Origin of the sequence: Actinopolymorpha cephalotaxi (assembly GCF_013408535.1) — a bacterium.
Lineage (GTDB): Bacteria > Actinomycetota > Actinomycetes > Propionibacteriales > Actinopolymorphaceae > Actinopolymorpha > Actinopolymorpha cephalotaxi.
The window spans coordinates 4,916,261-4,941,307 of the sequence record NZ_JACBZA010000001.1; the positions used below are offsets into that span (position 1 = coordinate 4,916,261).

The 25,047-nt window shown below is 72.3% G+C and carries 18 protein-coding genes; 7 read left to right on the forward strand and 11 right to left on the reverse strand.

What is annotated here, in order from left to right; genetic code table 11:
• Window positions 1-101: 101 nt before the first annotated feature.
• From FHR37_RS21700 to FHR37_RS21710, 3 genes are all read right to left on the reverse strand, one after another.
• On the reverse strand, window positions 102-1,139 hold the full coding sequence (locus tag FHR37_RS21700; protein ID WP_092882485.1) for a hemolysin family protein: 1,038 nt from the start codon (window positions 1,137-1,139) through the stop codon (window positions 102-104).
• The gene (locus tag FHR37_RS21705) at window positions 1,132-2,595 is read right to left on the reverse strand and encodes a hemolysin family protein (RefSeq protein ID WP_092882339.1); all 1,464 of its coding nucleotides are present in this window, start codon (window positions 2,593-2,595) and stop codon (window positions 1,132-1,134) included. Before FHR37_RS21705 ends, FHR37_RS21700 begins: the two co-directional genes overlap by 8 nt.
• 262 nt (window positions 2,596-2,857) lie before the next feature.
• A complete protein-coding gene (locus tag FHR37_RS21710) occupies window positions 2,858-4,294 on the reverse strand; it encodes a helix-turn-helix transcriptional regulator (RefSeq protein WP_092882484.1) in 1,437 nt (478 codons plus the stop codon).
• 157 nt (window positions 4,295-4,451) lie between these two features.
• On the opposite strand from FHR37_RS21710, the gene aceA reads away from it, so the two are divergent.
• On the forward strand, window positions 4,452-5,990 hold the full coding sequence (aceA, locus tag FHR37_RS21715; protein WP_237768663.1) for an isocitrate lyase: 1,539 nt from the start codon (window positions 4,452-4,454) through the stop codon (window positions 5,988-5,990).
• A gap of 150 nt (window positions 5,991-6,140) precedes the next feature.
• Here aceA and FHR37_RS21720 read toward each other — a convergent pair whose 3' ends face one another.
• From FHR37_RS21720 to FHR37_RS21735, 4 genes are all read right to left on the reverse strand, one after another.
• Entirely contained in the window at window positions 6,141-6,923 is a 783-nt protein-coding gene (locus FHR37_RS21720) for an SGNH/GDSL hydrolase family protein (RefSeq protein ID WP_237768662.1), read from the reverse strand.
• A gap of 310 nt (window positions 6,924-7,233) precedes the next feature.
• Window positions 7,234-8,247 (reverse strand): sugar phosphate isomerase/epimerase family protein, encoded by a 1,014-nt coding sequence (locus tag FHR37_RS21725; protein WP_330831763.1) that lies wholly within the window; start codon window positions 8,245-8,247, stop codon window positions 7,234-7,236.
• Between the two features lie 110 nt (window positions 8,248-8,357).
• Complete coding sequence (locus FHR37_RS21730; RefSeq protein ID WP_139238863.1) at window positions 8,358-9,389, reverse strand: N-acetylglucosamine kinase; 1,032 nt, start codon at window positions 9,387-9,389, stop codon at window positions 8,358-8,360.
• A gap of 36 nt (window positions 9,390-9,425) precedes the next feature.
• Window positions 9,426-10,367: a Ppx/GppA phosphatase family protein gene (locus tag FHR37_RS21735; protein WP_092882336.1), complete on the reverse strand. Its 942-nt coding sequence runs from the start codon at window positions 10,365-10,367 to the stop codon at window positions 9,426-9,428.
• A gap of 221 nt (window positions 10,368-10,588) precedes the next feature.
• On the opposite strand from FHR37_RS21735, the gene FHR37_RS21740 reads away from it, so the two are divergent.
• Window positions 10,589-11,482 (forward strand): hypothetical protein, encoded by an 894-nt coding sequence (locus tag FHR37_RS21740; protein WP_330831764.1) that lies wholly within the window; start codon window positions 10,589-10,591, stop codon window positions 11,480-11,482.
• 36 nt (window positions 11,483-11,518) lie between these two features.
• On the forward strand, window positions 11,519-12,217 hold the full coding sequence (locus tag FHR37_RS21745; RefSeq protein WP_092882335.1) for a class I SAM-dependent methyltransferase: 699 nt from the start codon (window positions 11,519-11,521) through the stop codon (window positions 12,215-12,217).
• A 60-nt stretch (window positions 12,218-12,277) separates the two neighbouring features.
• Here FHR37_RS21745 and FHR37_RS21750 read toward each other — a convergent pair whose 3' ends face one another.
• A complete protein-coding gene (locus tag FHR37_RS21750; protein ID WP_237768661.1) occupies window positions 12,278-12,808 on the reverse strand; it encodes an SAM-dependent methyltransferase in 531 nt (176 codons plus the stop codon).
• A gap of 193 nt (window positions 12,809-13,001) precedes the next feature.
• On the opposite strand from FHR37_RS21750, the gene radA reads away from it, so the two are divergent.
• Window positions 13,002-14,450, forward strand: a complete 1,449-nt coding sequence (radA, locus tag FHR37_RS21755) for a DNA repair protein RadA (RefSeq protein ID WP_092882333.1) — start codon at window positions 13,002-13,004, stop codon at window positions 14,448-14,450.
• Between the two features lie 164 nt (window positions 14,451-14,614).
• Here the strand turns inward: radA and FHR37_RS21760 are convergent, their stop codons facing one another.
• A complete protein-coding gene (locus FHR37_RS21760) occupies window positions 14,615-17,302 on the reverse strand; it encodes an alpha-L-rhamnosidase (protein WP_092882332.1) in 2,688 nt (895 codons plus the stop codon).
• A 299-nt stretch (window positions 17,303-17,601) separates the two neighbouring features.
• On the opposite strand from FHR37_RS21760, the gene disA reads away from it, so the two are divergent.
• Window positions 17,602-18,687 carry a DNA integrity scanning diadenylate cyclase DisA gene (gene disA, locus FHR37_RS21765; RefSeq protein ID WP_092882331.1) on the forward strand — a complete coding sequence of 362 codons (1,086 nt, stop codon included), beginning with the start codon at window positions 17,602-17,604 and terminating at the stop codon, window positions 18,685-18,687.
• A 114-nt stretch (window positions 18,688-18,801) separates the two neighbouring features.
• On the opposite strand, the gene FHR37_RS21770 is transcribed toward disA, so the two are convergent.
• Both FHR37_RS21770 and FHR37_RS21775 read right to left on the reverse strand, forming a co-directional pair.
• A complete protein-coding gene (locus FHR37_RS21770; RefSeq protein WP_092882330.1) occupies window positions 18,802-19,962 on the reverse strand; it encodes a Gfo/Idh/MocA family protein in 1,161 nt (386 codons plus the stop codon).
• 280 nt (window positions 19,963-20,242) lie between these two features.
• On the reverse strand, window positions 20,243-20,986 hold the full coding sequence (locus FHR37_RS21775; protein WP_092882329.1) for a hypothetical protein: 744 nt from the start codon (window positions 20,984-20,986) through the stop codon (window positions 20,243-20,245).
• A 182-nt stretch (window positions 20,987-21,168) separates the two neighbouring features.
• On the opposite strand from FHR37_RS21775, the gene FHR37_RS21780 reads away from it, so the two are divergent.
• Window positions 21,169-22,071: an HhH-GPD family protein gene (locus FHR37_RS21780; RefSeq protein ID WP_092882328.1), complete on the forward strand. Its 903-nt coding sequence runs from the start codon at window positions 21,169-21,171 to the stop codon at window positions 22,069-22,071.
• A 201-nt stretch (window positions 22,072-22,272) separates the two neighbouring features.
• On the forward strand, window positions 22,273-24,975 hold the full coding sequence (locus FHR37_RS21785) for a polysaccharide lyase 8 family protein (RefSeq protein WP_092882327.1): 2,703 nt from the start codon (window positions 22,273-22,275) through the stop codon (window positions 24,973-24,975).
• Window positions 24,976-25,047 lie beyond the last annotated feature (72 nt).

Genomic DNA, 25,047 nt, shown 5'->3' on the forward strand with positions numbered 1-25,047 from the left:
AGTGAGATCAGCGATCGGTGTGATCGGTGATCTCATCCGTCGGTCGGTACCCGGCCCTGTCAGGCTACGCCCCGGCACCCGCCGAACGGAGGCCGATCATGTCAGCGGGCCTCCTGGTGCTGGCGAGGGGGTACCAGTCGCAGGAGTACGTCGTCCAGGGTGAGCACGCCCGTGGTCGTACCCGACTCGTCGTCGACCCGGGCCAGGTGGCTCGCACCGAGCCGGAGTGCTGCCAGCACCTCCACCAGCGGCGTCGCGGTGGTGATCGCCGGCAGCCGGCGGATCCGGTCCGGCACCAGCGGCCGCGGGCGCTCGTCGGCGGTGTCGGCGAGGACGTCCTTGAGGTGGACGTACCCGGACAGAAGCCCCTCGGAGTCCCGGCGGGGGAAGCGCGAGTGGCCGGTGCGGGCGGACAGCTCCTCCACGTCGGCGGCGGTGGCTCGCGCGTCGATCAGCACCACCGAGTCCAGCGGGATGGCGACGTCGCCGGCGGTGCCCTCGGCGAACGCCAGCGCCTCGGTGGTGAGCCGGTGCTCGTCCTCGTCGACCAGGCCCTCGTTCCGTGACTCCGCGAGCAGGTGGCCCACCTCCTCGTGGGTCACCGCGTCGTCCACCTCGTCCTGCGGGGTGACCCGCAGCAGCCACAGGACGCCGTTGGCGGCGCCGTTCAGTCCGGTGATCACCGGACGGATGGCCCGCACCATCGCCCGCAGCGGCGGTCCGAGGGCGAGCGCCGCCCGGTCGGGTGCGGCCAGGGCGATGTTCTTGGGGACCATCTCCCCCAGGACCACGTGCAGCGCGACCACCACCAGCAAAGCGATCACAATGGCGACCGGGTGGAGCAGCGCGTGGGGTACGCCGACCGTCTCGAACGCCGGCTGGATCAGGTGCGCCAGGGCGGGTTCGGCGACCGCGCCGAGCCCGACCGTGGACAACGTGATGCCGAGCTGGGCGCCGGCCATCATCAGCGTCACCCGGCGGATCGCCCACATCGTCGAACGCGCCCGGCGGGACCCGGCCTCCACCAGTGGCTCGATCTGGCTGCGGCGGACCGAGACCAGGGCGAACTCCGCCCCGACGAAGAACGCGTTCGCCGCCAGCAGGACGAGCGACAGGATCAGTGCGCCGCCGTCACTCATGGCCCGCACCTCCGTGTCCGTTGCGTACGGCGCGTCCGTTGCCCGCTGCGTGTCTGTTGCCCGCCGCGTGTCCGTTGCCGGCGCCCACACCGGCTTCCTGGGTGCCGCCGGCCGGCCCGTCGGCCCGCTCGCCGCTCTGCCCGTCGGGCTGCTCGCCGTCGGGGGTGGGCTCGACGTGCACCTGGTCGATGCGGTGGTTGTCCATCCGGGCCACCGTGATCCGTACGCCGTCCACGACCGCGGAGTCACCGGCCTCGGGCACCCGGCCGAGCCGGTGCAGCACCAGGCCGGCGACGGTCTCGTACCGATGGTCGTCGGCCGGCAGCCGGACGCGGGTCAGCTCGCGCACCTCGTCCGGGCGGAGCAGCCCGGAGATCACCCAGCCGTCCTCGGTGCGCTCGTGCGTCGGGGCCGGCTCGTCGTGCTCGTCGGACACCTCGCCGACGATCTCCTCCACGACGTCCTCGAACGTCGTGATGCCGGCGGTCCCGCCGTACTCGTCGAGCACGACGCACAGCTCGGTCCGGTAGTCGCGCAGCGCCCACAGCACCTCGTCCAGGGGTGCGGTGTCGGGCACCACCAGGGGTTCGCCGGCGAACGTGCCGACGGTGGTGGTCGCGCGCTCCGCGGCCGGCACCGCGATCGCCTGGCTCAGCTGGACCACGCCCACGATGTCGTCCAGGTCGTCACCGCGCGCCACCGGGAACCGGGACAGGCCGTGCTCACGGGCCAGGTCGACCACCCGCTGCGCGGAGTCGTGGTCGGCCAGCCAGACCAGCCGGGTGCGCGGAGTGAGGACGTCGCGGGCCCGCTTGTCGTCGAAGCGGAGCATGCGTTCGACCAGGTCGGCGGTGGACTCCGCCAGCGAGCCCGACTCGGCCGAACTGCGTACGACCGACACCAGCTCCTCGGGGGTGCGGGCCGAGGCCAGCTCCTCCTGCGGCTCGATGCCGAGCGCCCGGACCACGCGGTTGGCGGAGCTGTTGAGCGCGACGGTGAGCGGCTTGGTGGCGGTGGTGAAGGCCCGCAGCGGCAACTGCACCGTCCGCGCGACACCCATCGGATGGGCGATGGCGAGGTTCTTCGGCACGAGTTCGCCGAACACCATGGTGGCCAGCGTCACGATCACCAGCGCGAGGGTCAGGGAGATCCCGCGGACCCCGCCGTCGCCGACACCGACCGCCGCGAGCGGGGCATGCAGGAGTCCGGCCACCGCGGGCTCGGCCAGCCAGCCGACGGCGAGGTTGGTGACGGTGATGCCGATCTGGGCGCTGGACAGGTGGGTGGAGAGGTTCGGGAGGGCGGCTTCGAGGCTACGCGCGCCCTTCATCCCGGCCTCGGCGGCCCGCTCGACCGCGGGGCGGCTCACCGTCACCAGCGAGAACTCCGCGGCGACGAAGACGCCGCAAACCAGGATGAGAAGGACGGACGCCGCCACCAGCAGGGCGGTCAGCATGTGTACGTCACCAGCGTTTCACTGCCGGGCGGGCGGTCGGACGGATGTCGGTACGCCGCTCCGGCGGAGCGTTGTGAACCTGCCATGTCTCCAGTCCAGTGGACGGTGGTCGTCGGTGCGGCCCGGCGACGGTCGGGCCCTGGGGCCCCGGTGTCCGCGGTCGGCCGCAGCCGCCGAGCCTACCCGCGACGGGGCGCGCCCGCTTCCCGTAGGGACGGGAGACCAGGCTCGGGAGGTCGGGACGGGAGATCGGGAGGGGAGGTCAGGACGGGTCGTGCCGGTCGAGGAAGGTGTAGACGTCGGTCTCGTCCACGCCCGGGAAGTTCCCGGTCGGCAACGCGGCGAGCACGTGGGAGTGCGCCCGCGCCGACGGCCAGGCCGCGCCCTCCCAGCGGGCGCTGAGCTCCGGTGGCGGCAGGGAGCAGCACGGGCCGGCCGGGCAGCGCGACGTGGCCCGGTTGGTGGTCTCCCGGCCGCGGAACCACCGCGACTGCTCGTACGCCACACCCAGGGTGACCGCGAAGTGGCGCTCCCGGCCGGGGTCGACGTGGGAGACGCACCAGTGCGTGCCGTCCGGGGTGTCGGTGTACTGGTAGTACGGCGAGTAGCGGTCCGCGGCGGCGAAGACCCGCCGGCCGGCCCAGCGCCGGCACATCCGCTGGCCCTCGATCGCACCGGTCGGGTCGGCCGGGAACAACAACCCGTCGTTCTCGTACGCCTTGTAGATCGTGCCGGCCTCGTCGTTGCGGACGAAGTGGCACCGCAGGTCGAGGTGGCGGGTGGCGAGGTTGGTGAACCGGTGCGCGGCCATCTCGTACGACACCGCGAACACGTCCCGCAGGTCCTCCACTGCGAGGTCGCGATCCGCCTTCGCCCGTTGGAGAAACGGCACCGCCTGCTGCTCGGGTACGAGGACGGCGGCGGCGAAGTAGTTGGCCTCCACCCGCTGGCGCAGGAAGTCGGCGAAGTCGCGTGGCTGCTCGTGCCCGAGGACGAAGTGGCCGACGGTCTGCAGCAGGATGCCTCGGTGGGTGTGCATCCCGAGCGACTCCCGCCGCAGGTAGATGCGGTTGTTGCGCAGGTCGGTGACGGACCGGACCGAGCGCGGCAGGTCCTCGGCGTACCGCACCTGGAATCCGCAGTGCATCACGATCGCGGCCGCCAGTGCGTCCGACAACGTTCCGCCGCGGTAGCCGACCGCGGTCAGGGTTTCCACCGCGAGGCGTTCGACCTCGGTGAAGTAGTTGCCGCGGTCCCGCATCCGCCGGCGCAACTCCGCGTTGGCGGCGCGTGCGTCCTCCGGCGTGGCGGTGGGTTTGGTGTCGCGGCGCCGGAGTTCGCCGTAGAGCGCGGTGAGGTGTTCGAGCACCTCGGTGGGCACCCGCGGCCCGACCCGAAGTTGTGGCAGATCGAGTTGTTTGTAAAGGGTTTCGCGTTGCGCCTCCTCCAGCGCAATCTCCAGTTGCGCACGTCTGCTCGGCGGTGTCGGGGACAGCAGGTCGTCGACGGTTACGTCCAGAGCCTTGGCAAGTGCGGTGATCAGGGACAGTTTGGGCTCGCGCCGGCCGTTCTCCAGAAGGGAAAGCTGGGACGGGGCACGGCCCACCCGCTCGCCGAGTTCGGCCAGTGTCAACTGTCGGTTGCGTCGCAGGTGGCGCAGTTGCTGCCCGAATGTGGGCAGATGGAGGTCTGCCGGCACGATGGTGGACTCCTCTTCGATCACCTCGGCCCGAAGGAATCGCTGCTTTCATCGTAGGAGAAGAACCGCGGATGTTTCCCCCGACGAACTCCTCCGCCGGCCTCGGTAGCGTCCGACACTCGGGTCGGAAGCACCCATCCAACGGAGGGGGAGCACGATGCGACCGAGCGAGACGACTCCGCGCGGGCAGGGCGATGCCGCGCCGGAGGAGCCCGCGCCCAAGCCCGAGCGGACCAGGACCGGCCGGACCAATCCGGCGCGGACCCCGGCTGGTCAGGGCGAAACCACCACCACGAACACAACCCAGCACAGCAGGCACAGCAGGCACAACCGAGCGGACCAGAACATCCCCTCGCCTCGCGAAGGCGCGGACCAGCACAGCCCGAACGGCGACCGGCCGGTCGAGCGCCGCATCCGCGCCGCGGCCCAGGAACTGCGGCAGGCATGGGAACGCGACCCGCGCTGGGCCGGCATCCGACGCGACTACACCGCCGAGGACGTCGTACGCCTGCGGGGTTCGGTGCCCGAGCAACACACCCTCGCGAAGCTCGGCGCGGAGCGGCTGTGGGAGCTGCTGCACGAGCGTGACTACGTGGCCGCGCTCGGCGCGCTGACCGGTAACCAGGCCGTGCAGCAGGTACGCGCCGGACTGGAGGCGATCTACCTGTCCGGTTGGCAGGTCGCCGCCGACGCGAACCTCGCCGGCCAGACCTATCCGGACCAGAGCCTGTACCCCGCGAACTCCGTACCCCAGGTGGTTCGCCGGATCAACAACGCGCTCCAGCGAGCCGACCAGATCACCTGGGCGGAGGGCGATGCGGACGCGCCGTACTGGCTGGCACCGATCGTGGCCGACGCGGAGGCCGGCTTCGGTGGCGTGCTGAACGCGTTCGAGCTGATGAAGGCGATGATCGCCGCCGGCGCGGCCGGGGTGCACTGGGAGGACCAGCTGGCCTCGGAGAAGAAGTGCGGCCACCTCGGCGGCAAGGTGCTGATCCCCACCGGACAGCACATCCGCACGCTCAACGCGGCCCGGCTGGCGGCCGACGTGTCCGGCGTGCCGTCGCTGATCATCGCGCGGACGGACGCCCAGGCGGCGACGCTGGTGACCAGCGACGTCGACGAACGCGACCGGGTGTTCGTCACCGGCGACCGGACCGCGGAGGGCTTCTACCGCGTCAACAACGGGTTGGCGGCGTGCGTGTCCAGGGGGCTCGCCTACGCGCCGTACTCCGATCTGTTGTGGATGGAGACGTCCAAGCCGGACCTGGAGGTGGCGCGGGAGTTCGCCGAGGCGATCAAGGCGGAGTACCCGGACCAGATGCTCGCCTACAACTGCTCGCCGTCGTTCAACTGGAAGCAGCACCTGGACGACGGGACGATCGCGAAGTTCCAGCGCGAGCTGGGCGAGATGGGTTACGCGTTCCAGTTCATCACGCTGGCAGGGTTCCATGCGCTGAACGAGTCGATGTTCGACCTCGCCAAGGGATACGCGCGAGACGGCATGACGGCGTACGTCGCCCTGCAGGAACGCGAGTTCGCCGCCGAGTCCGACGGCTACACCGCCACCCGGCACCAGCGCGAGGTGGGGACCGGCTACTTCGACCTGGTGAGCACGGCCATCTCGCCCCAGTCGGCGACGACGGCACTCACCGGATCGACGGAGGAGGAGCAGTTCACCTCCACCGGCCGCTGAACCGAGGTCGTGAAGCACGGCCTGGCGACCACACCAGGGGGCCGGGGCCGCCGCGGGACGTCCGGTCGACGTTCCGCGGCGGCCCCTCACGTTCACCGGCAACGTGTTTCCGACGAGAACGTGGTCCGCGACGAATCGGCGCCGAGCAGATCAGATCCGGGCTCTACGACTGGCGGCCAGGCTGCTGAGTGCGGGGCCCACCAGGTCGGCGTAGCCGCGCTGTCCGGGCCGGTTCGGGTGGTAGGACTCGGCGACCGGGTTGGACAGGCCGTTGATCCATTCCGCGTCCGCGCACACCGAGTGCCCGGTGAACGGATCCCTCGCGTCGGCGTAGCCGAACCCGTGCGCGGCCGCCCGCGCCGCGATCGTCGTCGCCAGCAGGTCCGCGGTGGCGTTCAGCGCCCGCTGCTCGCTCGCGCTGATCCGGGACGCGAGGTTGCACTCACGCCCGTTGAACAGCCGCGGGTACCCGACCACCAGCACCCTGGCACGCGGGGCGGCGGCCCGGATCGCGGCGTACAACCCGTCGAGCCGGGCCGGCAGAACCGTGCGGATGACGGTGTTCGCGTGGTCGATCTGGTCCCAGCAGGTCAGCGGCCACGGCAGCGCGCACCGCAGGAGCACGTTGCCGAAGCCCGCGTCGTTGCCGCCGGCGGACACGGTCACCAGCGCCGCACCGGAAGGGATGCCGCCGACCTGGCCGCGCACCCCGGCGACGGTCGCGCCCGCACAGGCGAGGAACGTCAGCCTGGCACCGATCCGGGCCGCGTCCAGGACGGGATAGCTGAGTGGCGAGCGGTAGCAGGACCCGCTGTCGGGATAGTACGAGCGGGTGCCGAGCCCGGAGGAGTAGGAGTCCCCGAGCGCGGCGTAGGCCGGCGGGGCCGCCTGCGCCGGCGCGGCGAACACCACCGAGCCGGACGCGAATCCCAACAGGACAAGGATGGTGCGCAGCCGAAGCCGCCGACGCTTTCGTAGGACGAACATGTCCCGGACCCCTTTGCCGCCCGCAGGTCACGGGGTCGCGGCCCGGCATGGTGGTCGGGGCGCGCCTCGATGTGCCCACAGCGTGCGACGTGGGTGCGTTCGGGGCAATAGCCGAAGCTGTACGACTTATCGCGGCATCGGATACTTCCGTACGACCGCACTCCGGAGCGGATCTCTACCGCGTACAGCGGATCCGGGCGTGGCGGGTGATCCCCGGATCCATCCCGGGACGAGGCGACCGGGGTCGGGCCGCGACTCAGCCGGCTGTGCCGGGCGTGCCGGGCGTGCCGGGCCCACCGGGCGTGCCGGGCCCGCCGGGTGCGCCGGATGCGGCGGACCCGCTGTCGTCGCCGGAGGTCCGCGGCGCGACGGCCTCGATCGTCCCGTCGGCGGTCACGGCGTACGACGGAACCACCGGTGCGGCGAAGCTCAGCCGGGCGAACGCCAGCGCCTCCACCAGGTCGGCCTCCCGCTCCGTACGACCGGGGGCCTTGCGGGTGTTGACCTCCAGCACGATGCTGCCGGTGAAGCCGCGGCGGGCGAGGAGTTCGAGGACGTCGGAACAGCGCTGGCTGCCTCGCCCGGGCACCAGGTGCTCGTCCTTGTTGGAGCCGCTGCCGTCGGCGAGGTGGATGTGGGTGAGCCGGTCACCGAGGTCGTACGCCATTTGGTACGCGTCCACGCCGGCGGTCGCGGTGTGGGACAGGTCGAGCGTCACCTCGGCGTAGTCGAAGTCCCGCGGATCCCAGCCGGGCAGGTAGGCCTGGACGCCCTGACCCGCGGCCTTCCACGGAAACATGTTCTCCACCGCGAGGCTGACCCCGCTCTCGGCCTGGCGCCGGGCGATGCCGCCGACGAAGTCGCGGGCGTAGTCGCGCTGCCACCGGAACGGCGGGTGCACGACCACCACGGACGCGCCCAGGGCCTTGGCGGCCTCGGCACTGCGGTCGATCTTGCCCCACGGGTCGGTGCCCCAGACCCGCTGCGTGATGAGCAGGGTCGGCGCGTGGATCGACACGATCGGCACCTGGTGGTAGTCGCTGATCCGGCGCAGCGCGTCGACGTCCTGGCTCAGCGGGTCGGCGCCGACCATGACCTCCACCCCGTCGAAGCCGAGCCGGGCGGCCAACTCGAACGCGGTGGCCGTCGACTCCGGATAGACCGAGGCCGTGGACAGGGCGATCCGGGCGTCCGGCACGCGCACGACGGCGTCCTTGCCGCGCACGTGGGTCGAGGGCACAACGGGCTGCACGGGCTGCACGGGCTGCACGGGCCCCAGCGTACGGCTCGCGTCCCCCGCCGACGCGCCGAGTGCGGATTGCCCGGCGAATACCCGGTGATCACCTGAGGTTCGCTCCGGCGAACCCCCGGGCCGTGCGGTCACGACCCGCCGGGGCCGGGGTGTGCCACCGCGCTGTGCGCCACCACGCTGGCCAGGTGGGGTACGTCACTTCCGGCGGCCAGCCGGGCGGCGCCGCTCATCGAGCCGCCGGCCGGGTCCCGCAGCGTGGCCGCCGGGCAGGATGCGGCGAGCTCGGCGGCGAACGCCTCGAAGACGACCGGCGCTCCGAGTACGCCACCCGCCCAGGAGACCGGGACGCTTCCCCCGGGCGCGTCCGGGAACGCCCGGCGGGCCGCGGTGGCCGCGCTGGTCGCGAGGTCCCGGCCCGCCCGCAGGCACAGGCTCCTGGCCACGGCGTCGTCCTCGGGTGGTCCGGCCGCCTGGGTGACCTGCGCGGAGAACGCCGCGACGTCGGCGACCAGGGACGGTGAGGCGTACCACCGCTTGATCGCCAGCCGCAGCGGCGCGCCGACCAGGCGTTCGGCGCGTTCGGTGAGTACGGTCGCCGGCCCGCGCCCCTCGTACCCCTCGAGCGCCGCGCGCATCCCGGCCAGCCCGATCGAGAAGCCCCCGCCGGCGTCGCCGAACAGGTAGCCGAGCCCGTCGACGTTGAGCAGGTCGCCGGCGGCGGTGACCGCGAGGCAGGCGACGCCGGTGCCCGCGGCGATCACCACGCCGGGCGCACCGGCCAGTACGCCGAGGTGCGTGGTCACGTCGTCGCCGGTGAGCAGGACGCGGCGGGCACCGAGCCGGTGGGCGACCAGCGGCGCGAGCCGGCGCCGGCTGTCCGGGTCGGACGCGCCGCCGGCCAGGCCGAGGGCCACGACGTCGACCGGTGCCGGCCGGCCCAGCGCCTCCCAGGCGTCCTCCACCCGCCGGCACTGCTGCTCGACCGGGTCCTCCCCCAGCGTCCACTGGAACCCCGGGACCGACACCTGCCGGACGAACCCGGGCGCCGCCGCCCCGGGTTCACCGGTTCCGGCGTCGGCATCGCCATCGGAGTCGACGAGCAGCCCCATCCGCAGCATGGTCTGGCCACCGTCGACGGCCAGCCGGACCGGGCCGCTCACCACGCGGATCCGGTCACGCGGAGTCCTCCGGCGGCCTCACGCGAAATCCTCCGGAGGCATCGTGTCGAGGTGGCGCAGGATGACGCCCTCGCGAAGTGCCCAGGGGCAGATCTCCAGCTCCTCCACCTCGAGGATGTCCATCGCCGCCTCGGCCACCAGTGCGCCCGCCAGCAACTGCGGAGCACGGCCGGCCGACACCCCGGGCAGCTGGGCCCGCTCCGAGCTCGGCATCTCGGCCAGCTTGGGGATCCACTGGTGCAGGACCTCCCGTGTCAACGTGCGCTTGACATAGGGGCCCTCGGCGGAGGGTGCCGCACCACAGACCCGGGCGAGCTGCCGGAAGGTCTTCGACGTACCCACGACGTGGTCGGGCGCGCCGTACCTCAGCACCTGGCCGGCGTTCTTCGCGATCTCCGCGCGGGCGAACTTCCGCAGGTCCTTCACCTCACCCCGCGAGGGCGGGTCGGCAGTGAACCAGGCGCGGGTCAGCCGGCCGGCACCGAGCGGCACCGACAGCGCGGCGTCGGGGTCCTCGTCCACGCCGGTGGCGATCTCCAGGGAGCCGCCGCCGATGTCCAGCACCAGCAGCCGGCGCGAGGACCAGCCGAACCACCGGCGTACCGCGAGGAACGTCAGCCGGGCCTCCTGGTCACCGCTGAGCACCCCGAGGTGGACACCGGTGGACGCGTCCACCGAGGCCAGCACGTCGTCGCCGTTGGTGGCCTCCCGGACCGCGGAGGTCGCGAACGCGAGCACGGACTGGCAGCCCTTGTCCTCGCCGATCTCCAGCGCCTCGCCGACAAGATCCTCCAGCGCGGAGACACCCGAGGACGAGATCGCGCCGTCGTCGTTCAGATGCTCGGCGAGCCGGAGCTCGGTCTTGTGGGAGTAGGCAGGCAGCGGGCGGGCGCCGAGGCGCGCGTCCACCACCAGCAGATGGACAGTGTTGGAGCCCACGTCGAGTACACCGAGCCGCATGCCCCGACGCTACCGGTTGCCGGGCGCCGACTCTCGCCGTGTCCGACACAAATCGGTACGTACGCAACCGATCGGTCCGCTCTGATCCCTCGGGGTTCCCACGGGCTGGTCGGGCGTACCCGCCTACCCGCAGTGCCTGCGGTGTCGCGCGACACTCCGCTCGCGCGGCGATTTCCCCGGGGGTCCCACGCGACGAACCCACCGGGGCGTAGGGTTCCGGCGTGCCCGAGGTATCACTCGACTTTCCCCGCGCGTGGGTGGAGTTCACCGACCCGGCGGACGCCGACCAGGTGGTCCGCGCCGACCTGACCTGGCTGACGTCCAGCTACAACTGCATCTTCGGTGCCGGCTGCCCCGGCATCTTCCACGAGAAGCCGGATGCCGGATGCTGCGTGCTCGGCGCCCATTTCGCCGACAAGGCGGACGAGAAGCGCGTGCGTGGGTACGCCAAGAAGCTCACCGCCGAGGACTGGCAGTACCGCGCCGAGGGCCGCCGTGACGGCTTCGTCGAGCTCGACGAGGACGGCGACCGCAAGACCCGGGTCGTCGACGGCGCGTGCATCTTCCACAACCGCGAGGGCTTCGCCGGCGGCACCGGGTGCGCCCTGCACAGGTACGCCCTGCGCACCGGCGTGCACCCGCTGACGACCAAGCCCGACGTGTGCTGGCAGCTGCCGATCCGGCGGCTCTACCGCGACGTCGAGCTGACCGACGGCACGACGTACACCGAGGTCACGATCACCGAGTACGACCGCCGTGGCTGGGGCCCGGGCGGACACGACTTCGAGTGGTACTGCACCGGCAACACCGAGGCGCACAACGCGCCCGAGCCGGTCTACCTCAACAGTCGCGCCGAGCTGGTCGAGCTGCTCGGCCAGGAGGCCTACGACGAGGTGGCCAAGCACTGCGAGGCGCACCTGGCCTCCAAACAGCCGGTCGCGCGTCACCCCGCCGACCCCGAGCCGGCCGAGGAGCCTCGCCGGGCGAAGTCCGGGAAGGCGGGCAAGTCCGAGACGTCAGGGAAGGCGGGGAAGCCCGGCCGGAACGGCTCGAGCACCTTGCCGCGCAAGCTGCCCTCCACCCAGCAGCCGACGGGCGACGGCGCCCAGTCGTAGGCGCCGCCCGGAGGGGTCTGTCGTAGCCTCCGGGGTGTGCCCCGCATCGCCACCGGCGCCACCCCGAGCCCCAACATCTGGAACAACCCCGCGACGTACGAGCTGGAGAACGCCGCGGTCGACCCCGACGGCGTTCTCGAACGCGCCATGTCCGGTCACCGGACCTGGGCCGGCGCGCGAGTCCTCGACGTGGGCTGCGGCACCGGCTACCACCTGCCCCGGTTCGCCGCCGAGGCCGCCGGGGTGATCGGTGTCGAGCCGCACCGCGGCCTGGCCGAACAGGCCCGCCGTCGCTGCGCCGGGCTGGCGAACGTCGAGGTCCGGCAGGGTTCCGCGCAGGCGCTGCCCGTCCCGGACGCCTCGGTGGACGTGGTGCACGCACGCTGGGCGTACTTCTTCGGTCCCGGATGCGAGCCGGGGCTGGCCGAGCTGTCCCGGGTCGTCCGGCGCGGCGGGGCGGCGTTCGTGATCGACAACGACGCCACCCGGAGCACGTTCGGCGGGTGGTTCCGGGAGGCGTTTCCGGCGTACGACCCGGATGCGGTGGAACGCTTCTGGACGGTCCGCGGCTGGTCGCGTACGCCCCTGGACATCTCGTGGAGGTTCGACCGGCGGGCCGACTTCGAGGCGGTCGTCCGGATCGAGTTCCGGCCCGAGGTGGCCGAACGCGTGATCGCCGAACACACCGGTGTCGAGGTCGACTACGCCGTCAACCTGTGGTGGCGGACGTTCTGAGCGGACAGCCCCACGGCATTCGGACCGTCGTGCGGACCGATCCTCAGGAGTAGCTGCTCGTCAGGAGTAGCTGCTCATCAGCTGCCGGGTCCAGGCCGGCTCCCGGACGGGTCCGCGCGGGCCGTACTCCTCGAAGTACGGCTTGACGTCCAGCACGGGTGTGCCGTCCACCGCGTCCAGCCCGCGCACCGTCAGCTCCAGGCCGTTCACCGCGACCAGCTCGCACCGGGAGACCCCGAGGTGGTTGAGCCGGTGCTGGGTACGGTCGGCGAGGATTCCGACCCGCGGCCAGTGCGGGTTGCTGCGCGGGTGGGCCGCGCCGGATCTGGCCCGGGTCGACCGGTGGAAGTGGAAGATCACCTCGAGGTGGGAGAACGCCGCCAGGCCCTGGGTCGCCGACGGCTCCAGCAGGTCCGGGTCGAGAACGATCCTCGCCGTCTCCTGGTCCCACCTGTCGTCGCGGATCTCCCGTCGGCCACCGTGGACGTACCCGAGGGGTACGAGGGTGATCTGTGGGACCTGTGTGCCTGGTGCGCCCTGGGCGCTCTGGGTGCCCTGTGTGCTCACGTTCGAACTGGTCTCGGTGCTCACATCTCCCGAGCGTAGAACCATGGAGGCGGTCCACCCAGGGATTTGGGGGCGGCTCGGCGCGCCTGTCCGCAACCTGCCGCCGGGCCGGTGGGATCCGGCCGTTCCGCGACCCGCGCGTGACGAAAGCGTGACCGAAACTCGATCCTGCCCGCTGTCGGGTGGTTTGTCGGTGGCGACCTCTAGCCTCGCGGGCATGGCGAAAACGTCGACGTCTCGAACCCTCCGCCCCTCCTACCGTTGCGGCGAGTGCGGCTGGCAGACCACCAAGTGGATCGGCCGGTGCGGTGAGTGCCAGGCCTGGGGCACGGTCGAGGAGACCGGGGTCGGCGCCGCCCGGGTGACGGTGACCAGCGCGCAGCCGGTCACCCGGCCCGCCATCCCGATCGACGAGGTCGACGTCGAGGCCGCGCGCGCCGAGCCCACCCGGATCGGCGAGCTCGACCGGGTGCTCGGCGGCGGCCTGGTCCCCGGCGCGGTGGTCCTGGTGGCCGGCGAGCCCGGCGTCGGCAAGTCGACCCTGCTGCTGGAGACCGCGGCCGAGCGGGCGCGGGCGGGTGGGCGGAGCCTCTACGTGTCCGGCGAGGAGTCCGCCGCCCAGGTCCGGCTGCGGGCGGAGCGGGTCGGCGCCATGGCGCCGCAGCTGTTCCTGACCGCCGAGACCGACCTGGGCGCGGTGCTCGGCCAGATCGACGCCGTACGCCCCGACCTGATCGTGCTCGACTCGGTCCAGACGGTGGCGTCGGCCCAGGTCGACGGCGCGCCGGGCGGAGTCACGCAGGTACGCGAGGTCGCGGGCGCACTCATCCGGGTGGCCAAGGAACGCAACATCGCCACGATCGTCGTCGGCCACGTGACCAAGGACGGCTCCATCGCCGGCCCGCGTGCCCTGGAGCACCTGGTCGACGTGGTGCTGCACTTCGAGGGCGAGCGGCACTCCAGGCTGCGGCTGGTCCGGGCGGTGAAGAACCGCTACGGCCCGACCGACGAGGTGGGCTGTTTCGACTTCGCCGACGGCGGCCTGCAGAGCCTGCCCGACCCCAGCGGTCTCTTCCTCACCCGCCGGGCGGTCCCGGTGTCCGGCAGCTGCGTCACGGTGACGCTGGAGGGCAAGCGGCCCCTGCTGGCCGAGGTCCAGTCGCTGGTGGCGGCCAGCGCCCTGGGCACGCCCCGGCGGGCCACGTCCGGGCTCGACTCCAGCCGGATGTCGATGATCCTCGCCGTGCTCGAACGCCGCTGCAACCTGCGCATCGGCAACCAGGACGTCTACGCCTCCACCGTGGGCGGGGTGAAGCTGCGCGAGCCGGCGTCGGACCTCGCGGTCGCGGTCGCGGTGGCCAGCGCCACCATCGACCAGCCGCTGCCGCCGTACATGATCGCGATCGGCGAGGTCGGCCTGGGCGGCGACATCCGCCGGGTGACCGGTGTCGAACGCCGGCTGTCGGAGGCGATGCGGCTGGGCTTCACCGACGCGATCGTCCCGCCCGACAGCGGCAACCCACCCGACGGCATCCGCGCCTGGGAGGCGAGCAACGTGAGCGAAGCGCTGCAGGCGGTCAGCCGGCTGGTCAAGGTGGTCCGCCTCGAGCAGCCGGACGAGCCCCAGGAACAGTGGGAGCCGCAGCAGCCCTGGGAGAAGTGGTGAGCCCCGCGGCCGGCGCGGAGCCGGGCGCCGGATTCTTCCGCGGAAGAATCCGCCCCCTCTGAGGGCGAAGCCCTCCCCCGTGAAGTGTGGAGACTTACGGGGGTCATAGCCCCCGTAAGTCTCCACACTTCGACTCAACCGGCTCCGCGCCGGCCGGGCGCGGGTCAGGACTCCAGGGTGTGCCGCCCCGGCCCGCACTCCTCCACCAGGTGCCCGCCGTCCGACGTGGGGACGTGCACCTCGGCGGTCACCCCCGGCGGAAGGTCCACCCGGACGCTGTAGCCCGCGCCGCGCCGCTCCCAGCCGGCGGCCACCCGTCCGCGCACGGTGTCCAGACCGACCCGGGCCCGGCCGAGTTCGGCCGGCGGCAGTGGCCGCACCCGCACCCGGCTGAAGCCGGGCTCGGCCGCGGTCACCCCCACCAGGTCCTCGATGAACCACTGGTCCACGTGGCCGAAGAAGTGGTGGTTGCGCGACCTGGAGTCGGCCTGCCAGTGCTCGTACAGCGACGTCGCACCCTGCTCGATCCAGAAGCCGTACCCGGGGTAGGTGCGCTGGGTCGCCACGGTGAACGCCAGGTCGGGCTGTCCGTTGCGGCTGAGCAGCGGCAGCAGGAACTTCGTGCCGATGACGCCGGTGTCCAGGTGGTCCTCGCGCTCGTGGATGTCGGCGACCAGCCGGTCCAGGACCTGGTCGTACCTCCCCCGTGGGACCAGCCCGAAGGCGAGCGCGACCACGTTGGCCGACTGCCGGTAGCCGGTGGGGCGTTCGCCGTGGTAGGTCCCCGAGTCCGCGTCGTAGAACGCGCGGTCGAAGCCGGTCGCGAGCCGCTCGCGGAGTTCGGCGTACTCCTTGGTGTCGGCCTCCCGGCCGATCACCCGCGCGATCCGGTCGAGCAGGTCCACGAACCGCACCGTGTACGCCGTCTCGTAGATGCCCGGCCCCTCCGGCGGCATCCCGTTGAACCCGGGCGGCAGCCAGTCGCCCAGGCCGGCCAGCACGATGTCGTCCTTCACGAAGCCGTCGACGAGGAAGTCGAGGTAGCGCCGTGCCGGGTCGTAGTGCCGGCGCAGGATCCGTTCGTCGCCGTAGTGCTGGTACATCACCCAGGGGATCTCGACGTACGCCACGTCCCACGCCGGGATCGGTCCGACGATGCCGGCCTCGGTGTCGTGGTGGTAGCCCCAGCCGGCGGTCGGCACGATCGGCGGGAACTCTCCGCTCGGCAACTGCGCGTCAACCCAGTCCTGCAGCCACTTGGTGTAGAAGCGCGGCATGTGGAAGTTGTAGGCGGCGACGTCGGCGGTGAGGTGGGCGTCGCCGGTCCAGCCGTTCTTCTCGAACACCGGGGTGTCGGTCGGGATGCCGTGCAGGTTGTTCAGCACCGCCCACCTGGTCGCGGTGTGCAGCTTGTTCACGATCGGGTGGTCGGTGTCGAGTTCCGCGGTGGACGCGACGGCGGTGTGCACGACCACCCCGCGCAGGTCGCCGAGCTCCGGCCGGCCGGGGTGCCCGTCGATCTGGACGTACTGGAAACCCTTGTAGGAGAAGGAGGGTTCGAACGACTCCGTGCCCTCACCGGCCAGCGTGAAGAAGTCGGTCTGGATGTCGCCGTCGATGTGAACCTGACGGATGTCGACGGTGCCGTCGGGCAGGAGCCGTTCGCCGTGCCGCACCCGCACGGTCGTCCCGGCGGGGCCTGCGACGTGCAGCCGCGTCCATCCGGTGAGCTGCCGGCCGAGGTCGTAGACGTACACACCCGGCAGCGGTTCGGACAGGCCGACCGGCTCCAGCTCCCCGATCACCTCGATCGGCTCCAGTTGCTGCGCGCGCAGCTGCCCGCGCGGCGGGGTCGCCGCCACCACCTCCGGCCAGTCGCTGTCGTCGAAGTCGACGGTGGTCCAGCCGCGGCGGGCGTGCCGGGCGTCGTGGTGCTCCCCCGCGTACAGCGAGTCCGACCGTACGGGCCCCTCCACACCGCGCCAGCTCAGGTCGCTGACCACGCGGACGACGCGCCCGTCGGCGTAGGTCACCGCCAGGTGCGCCAGCAGCTTGGGGTGGTCCCACCACGGCGCCTTCTGCCAGTACCACACGTTCGGCGTGGGGTCGCCGTAACGCCCGCGCCCGAGCACCGCGGCGAGCACGTGGTCGGAGTCGGAGGCGCCGGGCCGCACCTGTGCGGTCACGTCGTACGTCGAGTACAGAACGGTCGCGTCGTAGTTGGTCGGCGCCGGGTCGAGCACCGACCGGCCGATCCGCTCACCGTCCAGGTAGAACTCGCCGTAGCCGAGCCCGCTGACGTGCAGGCGGGCGTGCGCGACGTCGCCGGTGGGCAGCCGGAACACCTTGCGCAGCAGGGGCGCGGCAGGCTGGCCGTCGGTCTGCACGGCCGCCGCCTGCCCGATCCACGTCGCTCCCGCCCAGGCCTGCGGGCCTGCCGGTGCGGTGACGAAGGTGACCGGCTCGGCCCAGTCCGACACCTGGCCGGAACCGTCCCAGACCCGGACGGTCCACACGTGCCCGGTGTCGGCGGCCAGCTCGGCACCGGCGTACTCCACCTGTCCCGTACGACCGGAGTCCACCCGCCCGGAGTCCCAGACCGGCCCGCGGCCGGCGTCCAGGTCGGCGAGGTCGGTGGCCACGATCACCTGGTAGGCGGTCTGCGCCGCGTACGCGCCGGACAGGCCGGACCCGGACTCGTCGGACCCGGAGGCACCGGACGACGCCCGCGGCGCCGGGCGGAGCAACCAGGACAGTCGCGGCCGGGGTTCCTCCACACCGAGCGGGTTCTCGGCGTACTCGGTGCGGAGGGTGTGCGGGATCAGGACACCTGGGGCACTGGCAGCAGTCATGCGGGGCGTACTCCACTAGGGTTCGGCGAATCGGCGCGTACCCCGTCAATTACCGGGAACACCGCGCCAACGGGGACGGACTGCACCACAATTGCGTGTCACACCCGATCTGCCTATACCCAGGCAGCGCCACACCGTCCGCAAGCGGTCACATCCAGCAATCCCGGGGGCTGGCCGTGCCGGCTTCGACGTCCGATCGGGCGATCCCGCGCCGGGGAGCAGAGCATGGCGCGTGGCGCATCCCGGAATCCGGGACCGTAGACTTTGCTGCCGAGCAAGCTGACCATCCCAGGAGAGTTGTGGCTGCAAGTGACAAGAGCCCGGACGCGAAGTTCCGGGCCACGCTCGCCGCGGTCGCGCCAGGTACCTCTCTGCGCGACGGGCTCGAGCGTGTCCTCCGGGGGCGCACGGGAGCGCTCATCGTCCTCGGATACGACCGTACGGTGGAAAGCCTGTGCACCGGCGGGTTCACCCTCGACGTGGAGTTCAGCGCCACCGGGCTGCGCGAGCTCGCCAAGATGGACGGCGCGATCGTCGTCGACCGGGAGTGCACGCGCATCGTCCGGGCGGCCGTCCACCTGATGCCCGACCCCTCCATCCCCACGGTCGAGACCGGCACCCGTCACCGGACCGCCGAGCGGATCGCCAAGCAGACCGGCTTCCCGGTGGTGTCGGTGTCGCAGTCGATGCGGATCATCGGCCTGTACGTCGACGACATCCGGTACGTCCTGGAGGACACCGGGCAGATCCTCTCCCGCGCCAACCAGGCCCTGGCCACCCTGGAGCGCTACAAGCTTCGCCTCGACGAGGTGTCCGGCACCCTGTCCGCGCTGGAGATCGAGGACCTCGTGACCGTCCGCGACGTCGCCCAGGTGGCGCAGCGGCTGGAGATGGTCCGCCGGATCGCCAACGAGATCCACGGGTACGTCGTCGAGCTGGGTGTCGACGGCCGGCTGCTGTCGCTGCAGCTCGACGAGCTGGTCGCCGGCGTGGACCCCGAACGCAACCTCGTCGCCCGCGACTACCTCCCGCAGATCCCCGGCCGGCGCGCACGCAGCGTCGAGGAGGCGCTGGAGGAACTCGACGCGCTGTCCGCCGCCGACCTGCTCGACATCGGTGCGGTGGCCCGCGCACTCGGCCACGGCGGCGACACGCTGGACGCCGCGGTCAGCCCGCGTGGCTACCGCCTGCTGGCGAAGGTGCCACGGCTGCCCGGCACCGTCATCGACCGGCTGGTCGACCACTTCGGCAGCCTGCAGAAGCTGCTCGCCGCCAGCATCGACGACCTGCAGGCCGTCGGTGGGGTCGGTGAGAACCGCGCGCGTTCGGTCCGCGAGGGCCTGTCCCGGCTGGCCGAGTCGAGCATTCTCGAACGCTACGTCTGAGCCGCCGCAGACCGAACGCCGCTGACCGAACGCCGCCGGCCGAACGGCTGTCACCGTCCGGCCGACCGCGCTTTCGTCCGTGGTGCTTCGTCAGAAACCGCGGGCCCCCGACGTTCAGGCCTGGTCGAAGTACGCCGTGACCTCCGGCGCGGCCTCGGGCACCCGCACCGGCCTGCTCCCCGACCGCAGCGACTCCGCCCCCGCGCATCCGGCCGCCACGGCGTAACGCGCGGCCACCGGCGAGGTGTCGGTCTGCCCGCCCTCACGGACGTAGCGCAGGAACTCCCCCACGATCCGCGGGTCGGCGCCGCCGTGCCCGCCGGTCTCCGGCCCGAGCGGAATCTCGTGGTCGCCCTGGGCGGCGTAGTCGTGGCGCTGGTTCCACAGCCGGATCACCGTGCCGGGCTCGCCGTTGCCGAAGTTCTCGATCCGGCCCTCGGTGCCGATGATCGTGTAGTTGCGCCAGTAGTCGGGCGTGAAGTGGCACTGCTCGTACGACGCGAGGATGCCGTTCTGCAGCCGCATCGTCATCATCGAGACGTCCTCGACGTCCATCTTCGGGTTGAGCCCGGTGAGCGACTTCGGGGGCCAGCGCTTGAGGTTGCGCTCGCCCTGCCACCACGGGTCCTCCTCGCCGCCCTGCTCGGCGCCGTAGACCATCCGGTCGCCCATCGCGGTGACCTCGCTGGCGTAGGAGCCGCACAGCCAGTGCAGGACGTCGAGGTCGTGCGCGCCCTTCTGCAGCAGCAGGCTGGTGCCGTACTTGCGCTCGGCGTGCCAGTCGCCGAAGTAGAAGTCGCCGCCGTTTCCGACGAAGTGGCGGCACCAGGCGACCTTCGGCTCACCGATCGCACCGGAGTCGATCAGCTGCTTCATCTCCCGGACGAACGGCATGTGCCGCATGTTGTGGCCGAGGTAGAGGCGGCCGCCGGTCTGCTGCGCGGCCGACAGCAGCCGGTCGCAGCCCTCGGTGGTGATCGCCATCGGCTTCTCGAGGTAGACCGGGATGCCGGCGTTGAGCAGCGCGAGCGCGTGCTCCTCGTGCAGGAAGTCGGGGCTGAGCACGAAGGCCGCGTCGAGGTCGAGCTTGAGGAACTCGTCCAGGTCGGTGGTGGCGGCAAGGTCCGCGCCGAACGCCTCACGGAACCGCTGGTGGGCCGCGACGTCCGGGTCGTACACCGCGACCAGCTTGGAGCCTTCGCCGGGCCGGTGCGCGTGCCGTGCCAGGCTGCCCCGCAGCCCGTAGCCGATCACGCCGATCGCAAGGTCCGCCATGCTGTGCCACTCCGTTCGTTGTCCCGGCCGAGGCGCCCGCTCGCCCGGAAGTCTCACCACCGCTCGCTGCGAGTTGCGCAAAGCTGTGCGGAACAGCGGAACGACGGGCGATTTTGTGCAGGCGCTGAAGGCACGCTAGTACGCCGCGCCCGCAGTGTCACGAGCGTGCCGGGGCAATCTCAGGAACCGGCCGTCAGGATGTGGCCGTCAGGATTCGGTCGCCAGGATTCGGTCGGCAGGATTCGTTCGGCAGAGTCGCCTGGGTCGCCCAGGGGGCGTACTAACTGAGCCGGAAACGCGCGGTGACCGGGCCCACTCCGCCGACGGTGACGTCCGCCGTGTAGTAGCCGGGCTTCGCCGCGGGTTGCCCGCTCGGGCAGCCCGCGCGGGAGCGCACTCCCGGCCAGCGCACGGCGAGGTTGCGCTGCTCCTTCGCCTTCAGGACGACCGGCACCTCGGGCAGCCCACGGCAGTCGGCGGTGTCCCAGATGTGGTCGCTTCCGGAGGTGACGAGCACGCGCAGGCTCTTGGAGTCGATGGTCAGCCGGCACGGGTCCGATCCGCTGTTGAGCAACCGCACCGTGACCACCACCGGCTTGCCGGCCTCGACCGGGCTCCGGGTCACCTCGGCCTTCACGCCGAGCCAACCGGGATCACAGGCGGCCAGGCCGGCGGACTTACGGGGCGTGGTCTTCGGGCTCGCCTCCCGGGCCGGAGTCTTCGACGGCTTGGGAGAGGTCGTCGGTGACGGTGAGGACGTCCCGGACGGACGGACGGTCGCCGCCGGCGAACGCCTCACCGCGCCGCTGTCGTCCGCACTGTTGGGTCCGATCGTCGGTCCCTGGGTCGGTGTGGGGCTGTCCGTCGGGGCGCCCTGCGCGTTCCCACGGCCCGGGCCGTCCGGGGTGATGAACGCCACCAGCGCCCACACCAACAGGACGACCACAGCCAGCAGGACACCGCGCCGGAGCCAGTACGCCGAAGCAGGCAACGGCCCGACGGGGCGCAACAGCGGGCGGATCATAGCCGGAGGTTAACCGCCCGCTGCCGGATGTCCGGGTTCCCACGCCGCGCCGACGTGACCATGTGCGGCTGGGGGTACGACGGGGACACGGCTGCGGGTCGACCGTGAGGTACGGCGGGGATATACGGCGGGGGTACGGCTGCGGGTTCGGTCGCCGTACCCGTGGCAGGATCGGAACCGCCATGCCGAAGTCACCGCTGCACACGCCCGTCCTCGCGTGGTACGCCACCAACGCCCGCGACCTTCCCTGGCGCCGTCCGGACGCCTCGCCGTGGTCGGTGCTGGTCAGCGAGGTGATGCTGCAGCAGACGCCGGTGAGCCGGGTGCTGCCCGCGCACGCCGCCTGGCTCGGACGCTGGCCCACGCCGAGCGCGCAGGCCGCCGCCGAACCCGGAGAGGCCGTACGCCAGTGGGGCCGGCTCGGCTACCCCCGCCGCGCCCTGCGACTGCACGCCGCCGCGACCACGATCAGCCGGCGGCACGGCGGCGACGTACCCGCCGACTACGACGAGCTTCGCGACCTGCCCGGCATCGGCGACTACACCGCCGCCGCGGTCGCGTCGTTCGCGTTCGGCCGCCGGCACGTCGTCCTGGATACCAACGTGCGCAGGGTTTTCGCCCGGGCGGTCGGCGGCGTGCAGTACCCACCCACGGCGACCACCGCCGCCGAACGCCGGACCGCGCTCACCCTGCTGCCCGACGAGCCCGAAACTGCTGCCCGGTGGGCGGTGGCCACGATGGAACTCGGCGCGCTGGTGTGCACCGCCGCCGGACCGCGGTGCGCGGACTGCCCGATCCGGCGCCAGTGCGCCTGGCGGCTCGCGGGCAAGCCGGCGTACGACGGACCGCCCCGTCGCCGGCAGTCCTACGACGGCACCGACCGGCAGTGCCGCGGCCGGCTGTTGCGGGTGCTGCGCGAGGCCAGCGGGCCGGTCTCCCGATCCGACCTGGACGCGGCCTGGTCCGCGGCCCCCCAGCGCGAGCGCGCCCTGGACACCCTGGTCGCCGACGGCCTGGTGGAGCCGCTGGCGGACGGGACGTTCCGGCTCCCGGTGAGCGCGCCGGTGTTCCCGCCCACGTCCTGACACCCGGGCTCCAACCCGGCTGCCTCTCTCTACACCCGAACTCCGACCCGGCCGCCCTGACGCCCGGGCCCTGGCTCCTGACCCTGGCGGTTTTCGGCCGACCGATCTCGACCGATTTCCTTCACTTCGTCCCCATCCGCGCCTAGACACGAAGGTTGCGCCCTCCTCGCCGCGTGCAACGACGACGAACGGAGACCGACCTTGAACGACGCCGGAAACCCCGCCGGCCCCGGGCACCACGTTCCGCTGTCCCGACGGCATGCCCTCCACCTCGGCGCGCTCCTCGCCGGTACGGGCGTGCTGGGCCTCGGGCAGGCCCACCAGGCCCGGGCGGGCACCAGCGCGGCGGGTAGGACCGCGGCCTCGGTCGCCGCCGTCACAGCCGCGGGCACCGCACCGGCCGCCGCGGACGATGCCGCCGACACCTCCGACGATTTCGCCCGGATGCGCGCCCAGTGGCGGGCGGCCTTCGTGGGCAGCGACTACGACTCGGCAGACCCGGCGATCGCACCCGGACTCGCCCAGCTCGCCGCGGACACCCACCAGTGGTGGTCGACGATGGAAACCGGGGCGGACCGGGCGTACCTGTGGCCGGACGCCCGGCTCGACGTGCAGATCTCGTTCGCCATCTCGATCTCGTTCGGCCGGCTCTCCCGGATGGCGCTCGGCTGGGCGACCCCCGGCATCGACACCCACGGCGACCCGAAGCTGCTCGCCGACCTGATCGCCGCGATGGACTGGATGGTCGCGCACTACTACCGCGAGGACGGGCAGATCATCGGCAACTGGTTCGAGTGGATGATCTCGGGTCCGCAGCCGTTCAACCTCGCGGCGATGCTGGTGTACGACCACCTCAGCGCGGACCAGATCGGTGCCTACACCCGGGCGGTCGCCCACTACACCCCCGAACCCATCGCCACCGCGGCCAACCGGGTGCTCACCGCCGACGTGGTCATCGGGCGCGGCATCCTCGCCGGGGACGCCGCGGCGGTGCGGCTCGGGGTGGACGGGCTGGCGCCGGTGCTGGCGTACGCCGACGCGGGCGACGGCTTCCACCGCGACGGGTCCTTCATCCAGCACGACTACTACCCCTACAACGGCTCCTACGGTGTCGGCCTGGTGGCCACGCTGCCGGGCATCTTCCAACGGGTCGCGGGTACGCCGTTCGCGGTCAGCGACCCGATCGTGTACGAGTGGATCCGGGACGCCTACGACCCGCTGATCTGGCACGGCGGGCTGATGGACATGGCCAGCGGCCGGGTGATCGCCCGCCACAACGAGCAGGACCACAACGCCGGGCACGCGGCGGTCAACGCCGCCCTCGGCCTGTGGGTGGCCGCGCCGCCCGCGACCAGGACCTGGCTCGGGCCGATGCTGAAGGAGTGGATCCTGGCCGACACCCAGGACGACCCACTGGCCGGCCGCAGCGTCCCCGTTCTCCTGCAGGCGCGCACGCTGCTCGCCGACGGGTCCGTACCCCGGCGGGGGCCGCTGGTGACCAGCCACGTCTTCGCCGCCATGGACCGGGTGGTGCACCGGCGTACGAACTGGGCGTACGGGATCTCGATGTACTCCCGGCGGATCGCGAACTTCGAGTCCATCAACGACGAGAACCTCCACGGCTGGCTCACCGCGGACGGCGCCACCTACCTCTGCGACCACCAGGTCGACCACTACAACGACGCGTTCTGGCCCACGGTGGACCCCTACCGGATTCCCGGCACCACCGTGGACGTGCGCGAGCGCGCGCCGATGGAGGGCCGCGGCTACCTCAACCCGCAGGACTGGGTGGGCGGCACCACGCTCGCCGACCGTTACACCGCGGCCGGGATGTGGCTGCACTCACAGGGCAGCTCGCTGGTCTCGCGGCGGTCGTGGTTCTGCTTCGACGACGAGGTGGTCGCGCTGGGCACCGGCATCACCGCACACGACGGCCGCCGGGTGGAGACGGTGGTGGAGAACCGCCGGCTGGCGACCGGGTCAGAGGCGGTGATGGTGAACGGCACCACCGCGGTGCCCGGCCTCGGTGACGAGGCCACCGCGCCGGCCGCCCGCTGGGTCCACCTCGCCGGGACGGGCGGGTACGTCTTCCCCGCCGGCGCCCGGGCGCACCTGAAACGCGAGCACCGGGTGGGCCGCTGGTCCGACATCACCCAGCACCCGTCCTGGAAGGACGACACCCCGCTCCCCCGCGACTACTTCACCCTCTGGCTCGACCACGGTGTGGACCCCGACCAGGCCGGCTATTCCTACGTCCTGCTGCCGACCGCCGACGCGGAGACGACCAGCCGGTACGCCGAACGGCCCGGCACCGCGGTGGTCGCGAACACCTCCCGCGTACAGGCCGCGCGAGCGCTGAACTCCGGCGTGCTCGGCGTGAACGTGTGGGCGCCGCTCGGCGCCGCCTCGATCGTGTCCACCAGGGCACCGGCCTGCGTGGTGGTGCAGGAAGGCGACGAGGAGGTCGGGTTCGCGGTGTCCGACCCGACCCGCGCCACGGCGAAGGTGTGGGTCCGCGTGGGGGTGGCGGCGAGCAGGGTGCTGGCCGCGGACGAGGGCGTCCGGGTGATCGCGCTGGACCCACTGACCGTCGAGGTGACCCTCGGCGGAGCCAACGGCACCAGCCGCGGCCTGCGGGCCGCCTATCGTCCCTGGTCCGTCCCGGACCTGCAGCAGGTACTGGCCGGACTGGACGCGGACGAGGTGGCTCCGAGCGCCCGGCAGGCCCTGAACCAGGCCCTGGACACCCTCGCCGACCTGGCCGAACGCGATCGGCCGGCACACGCCCAGCTGTGGGCGCTGCGCCGCAAGATCGCGGCCCTGCGGGGCCACGCCGTCAGCCCGGAGGCAGCCGGCACGCTGGACGACGGCGCCCAGCGGCTGTTCGCCCGGCTGCGCCCCTGACCTGACCGGCCCTGACCCGACCGGAACGCACGGAGGGGGCGACCGCTTGCGCGGCCGCCCCCTCCGATGCGT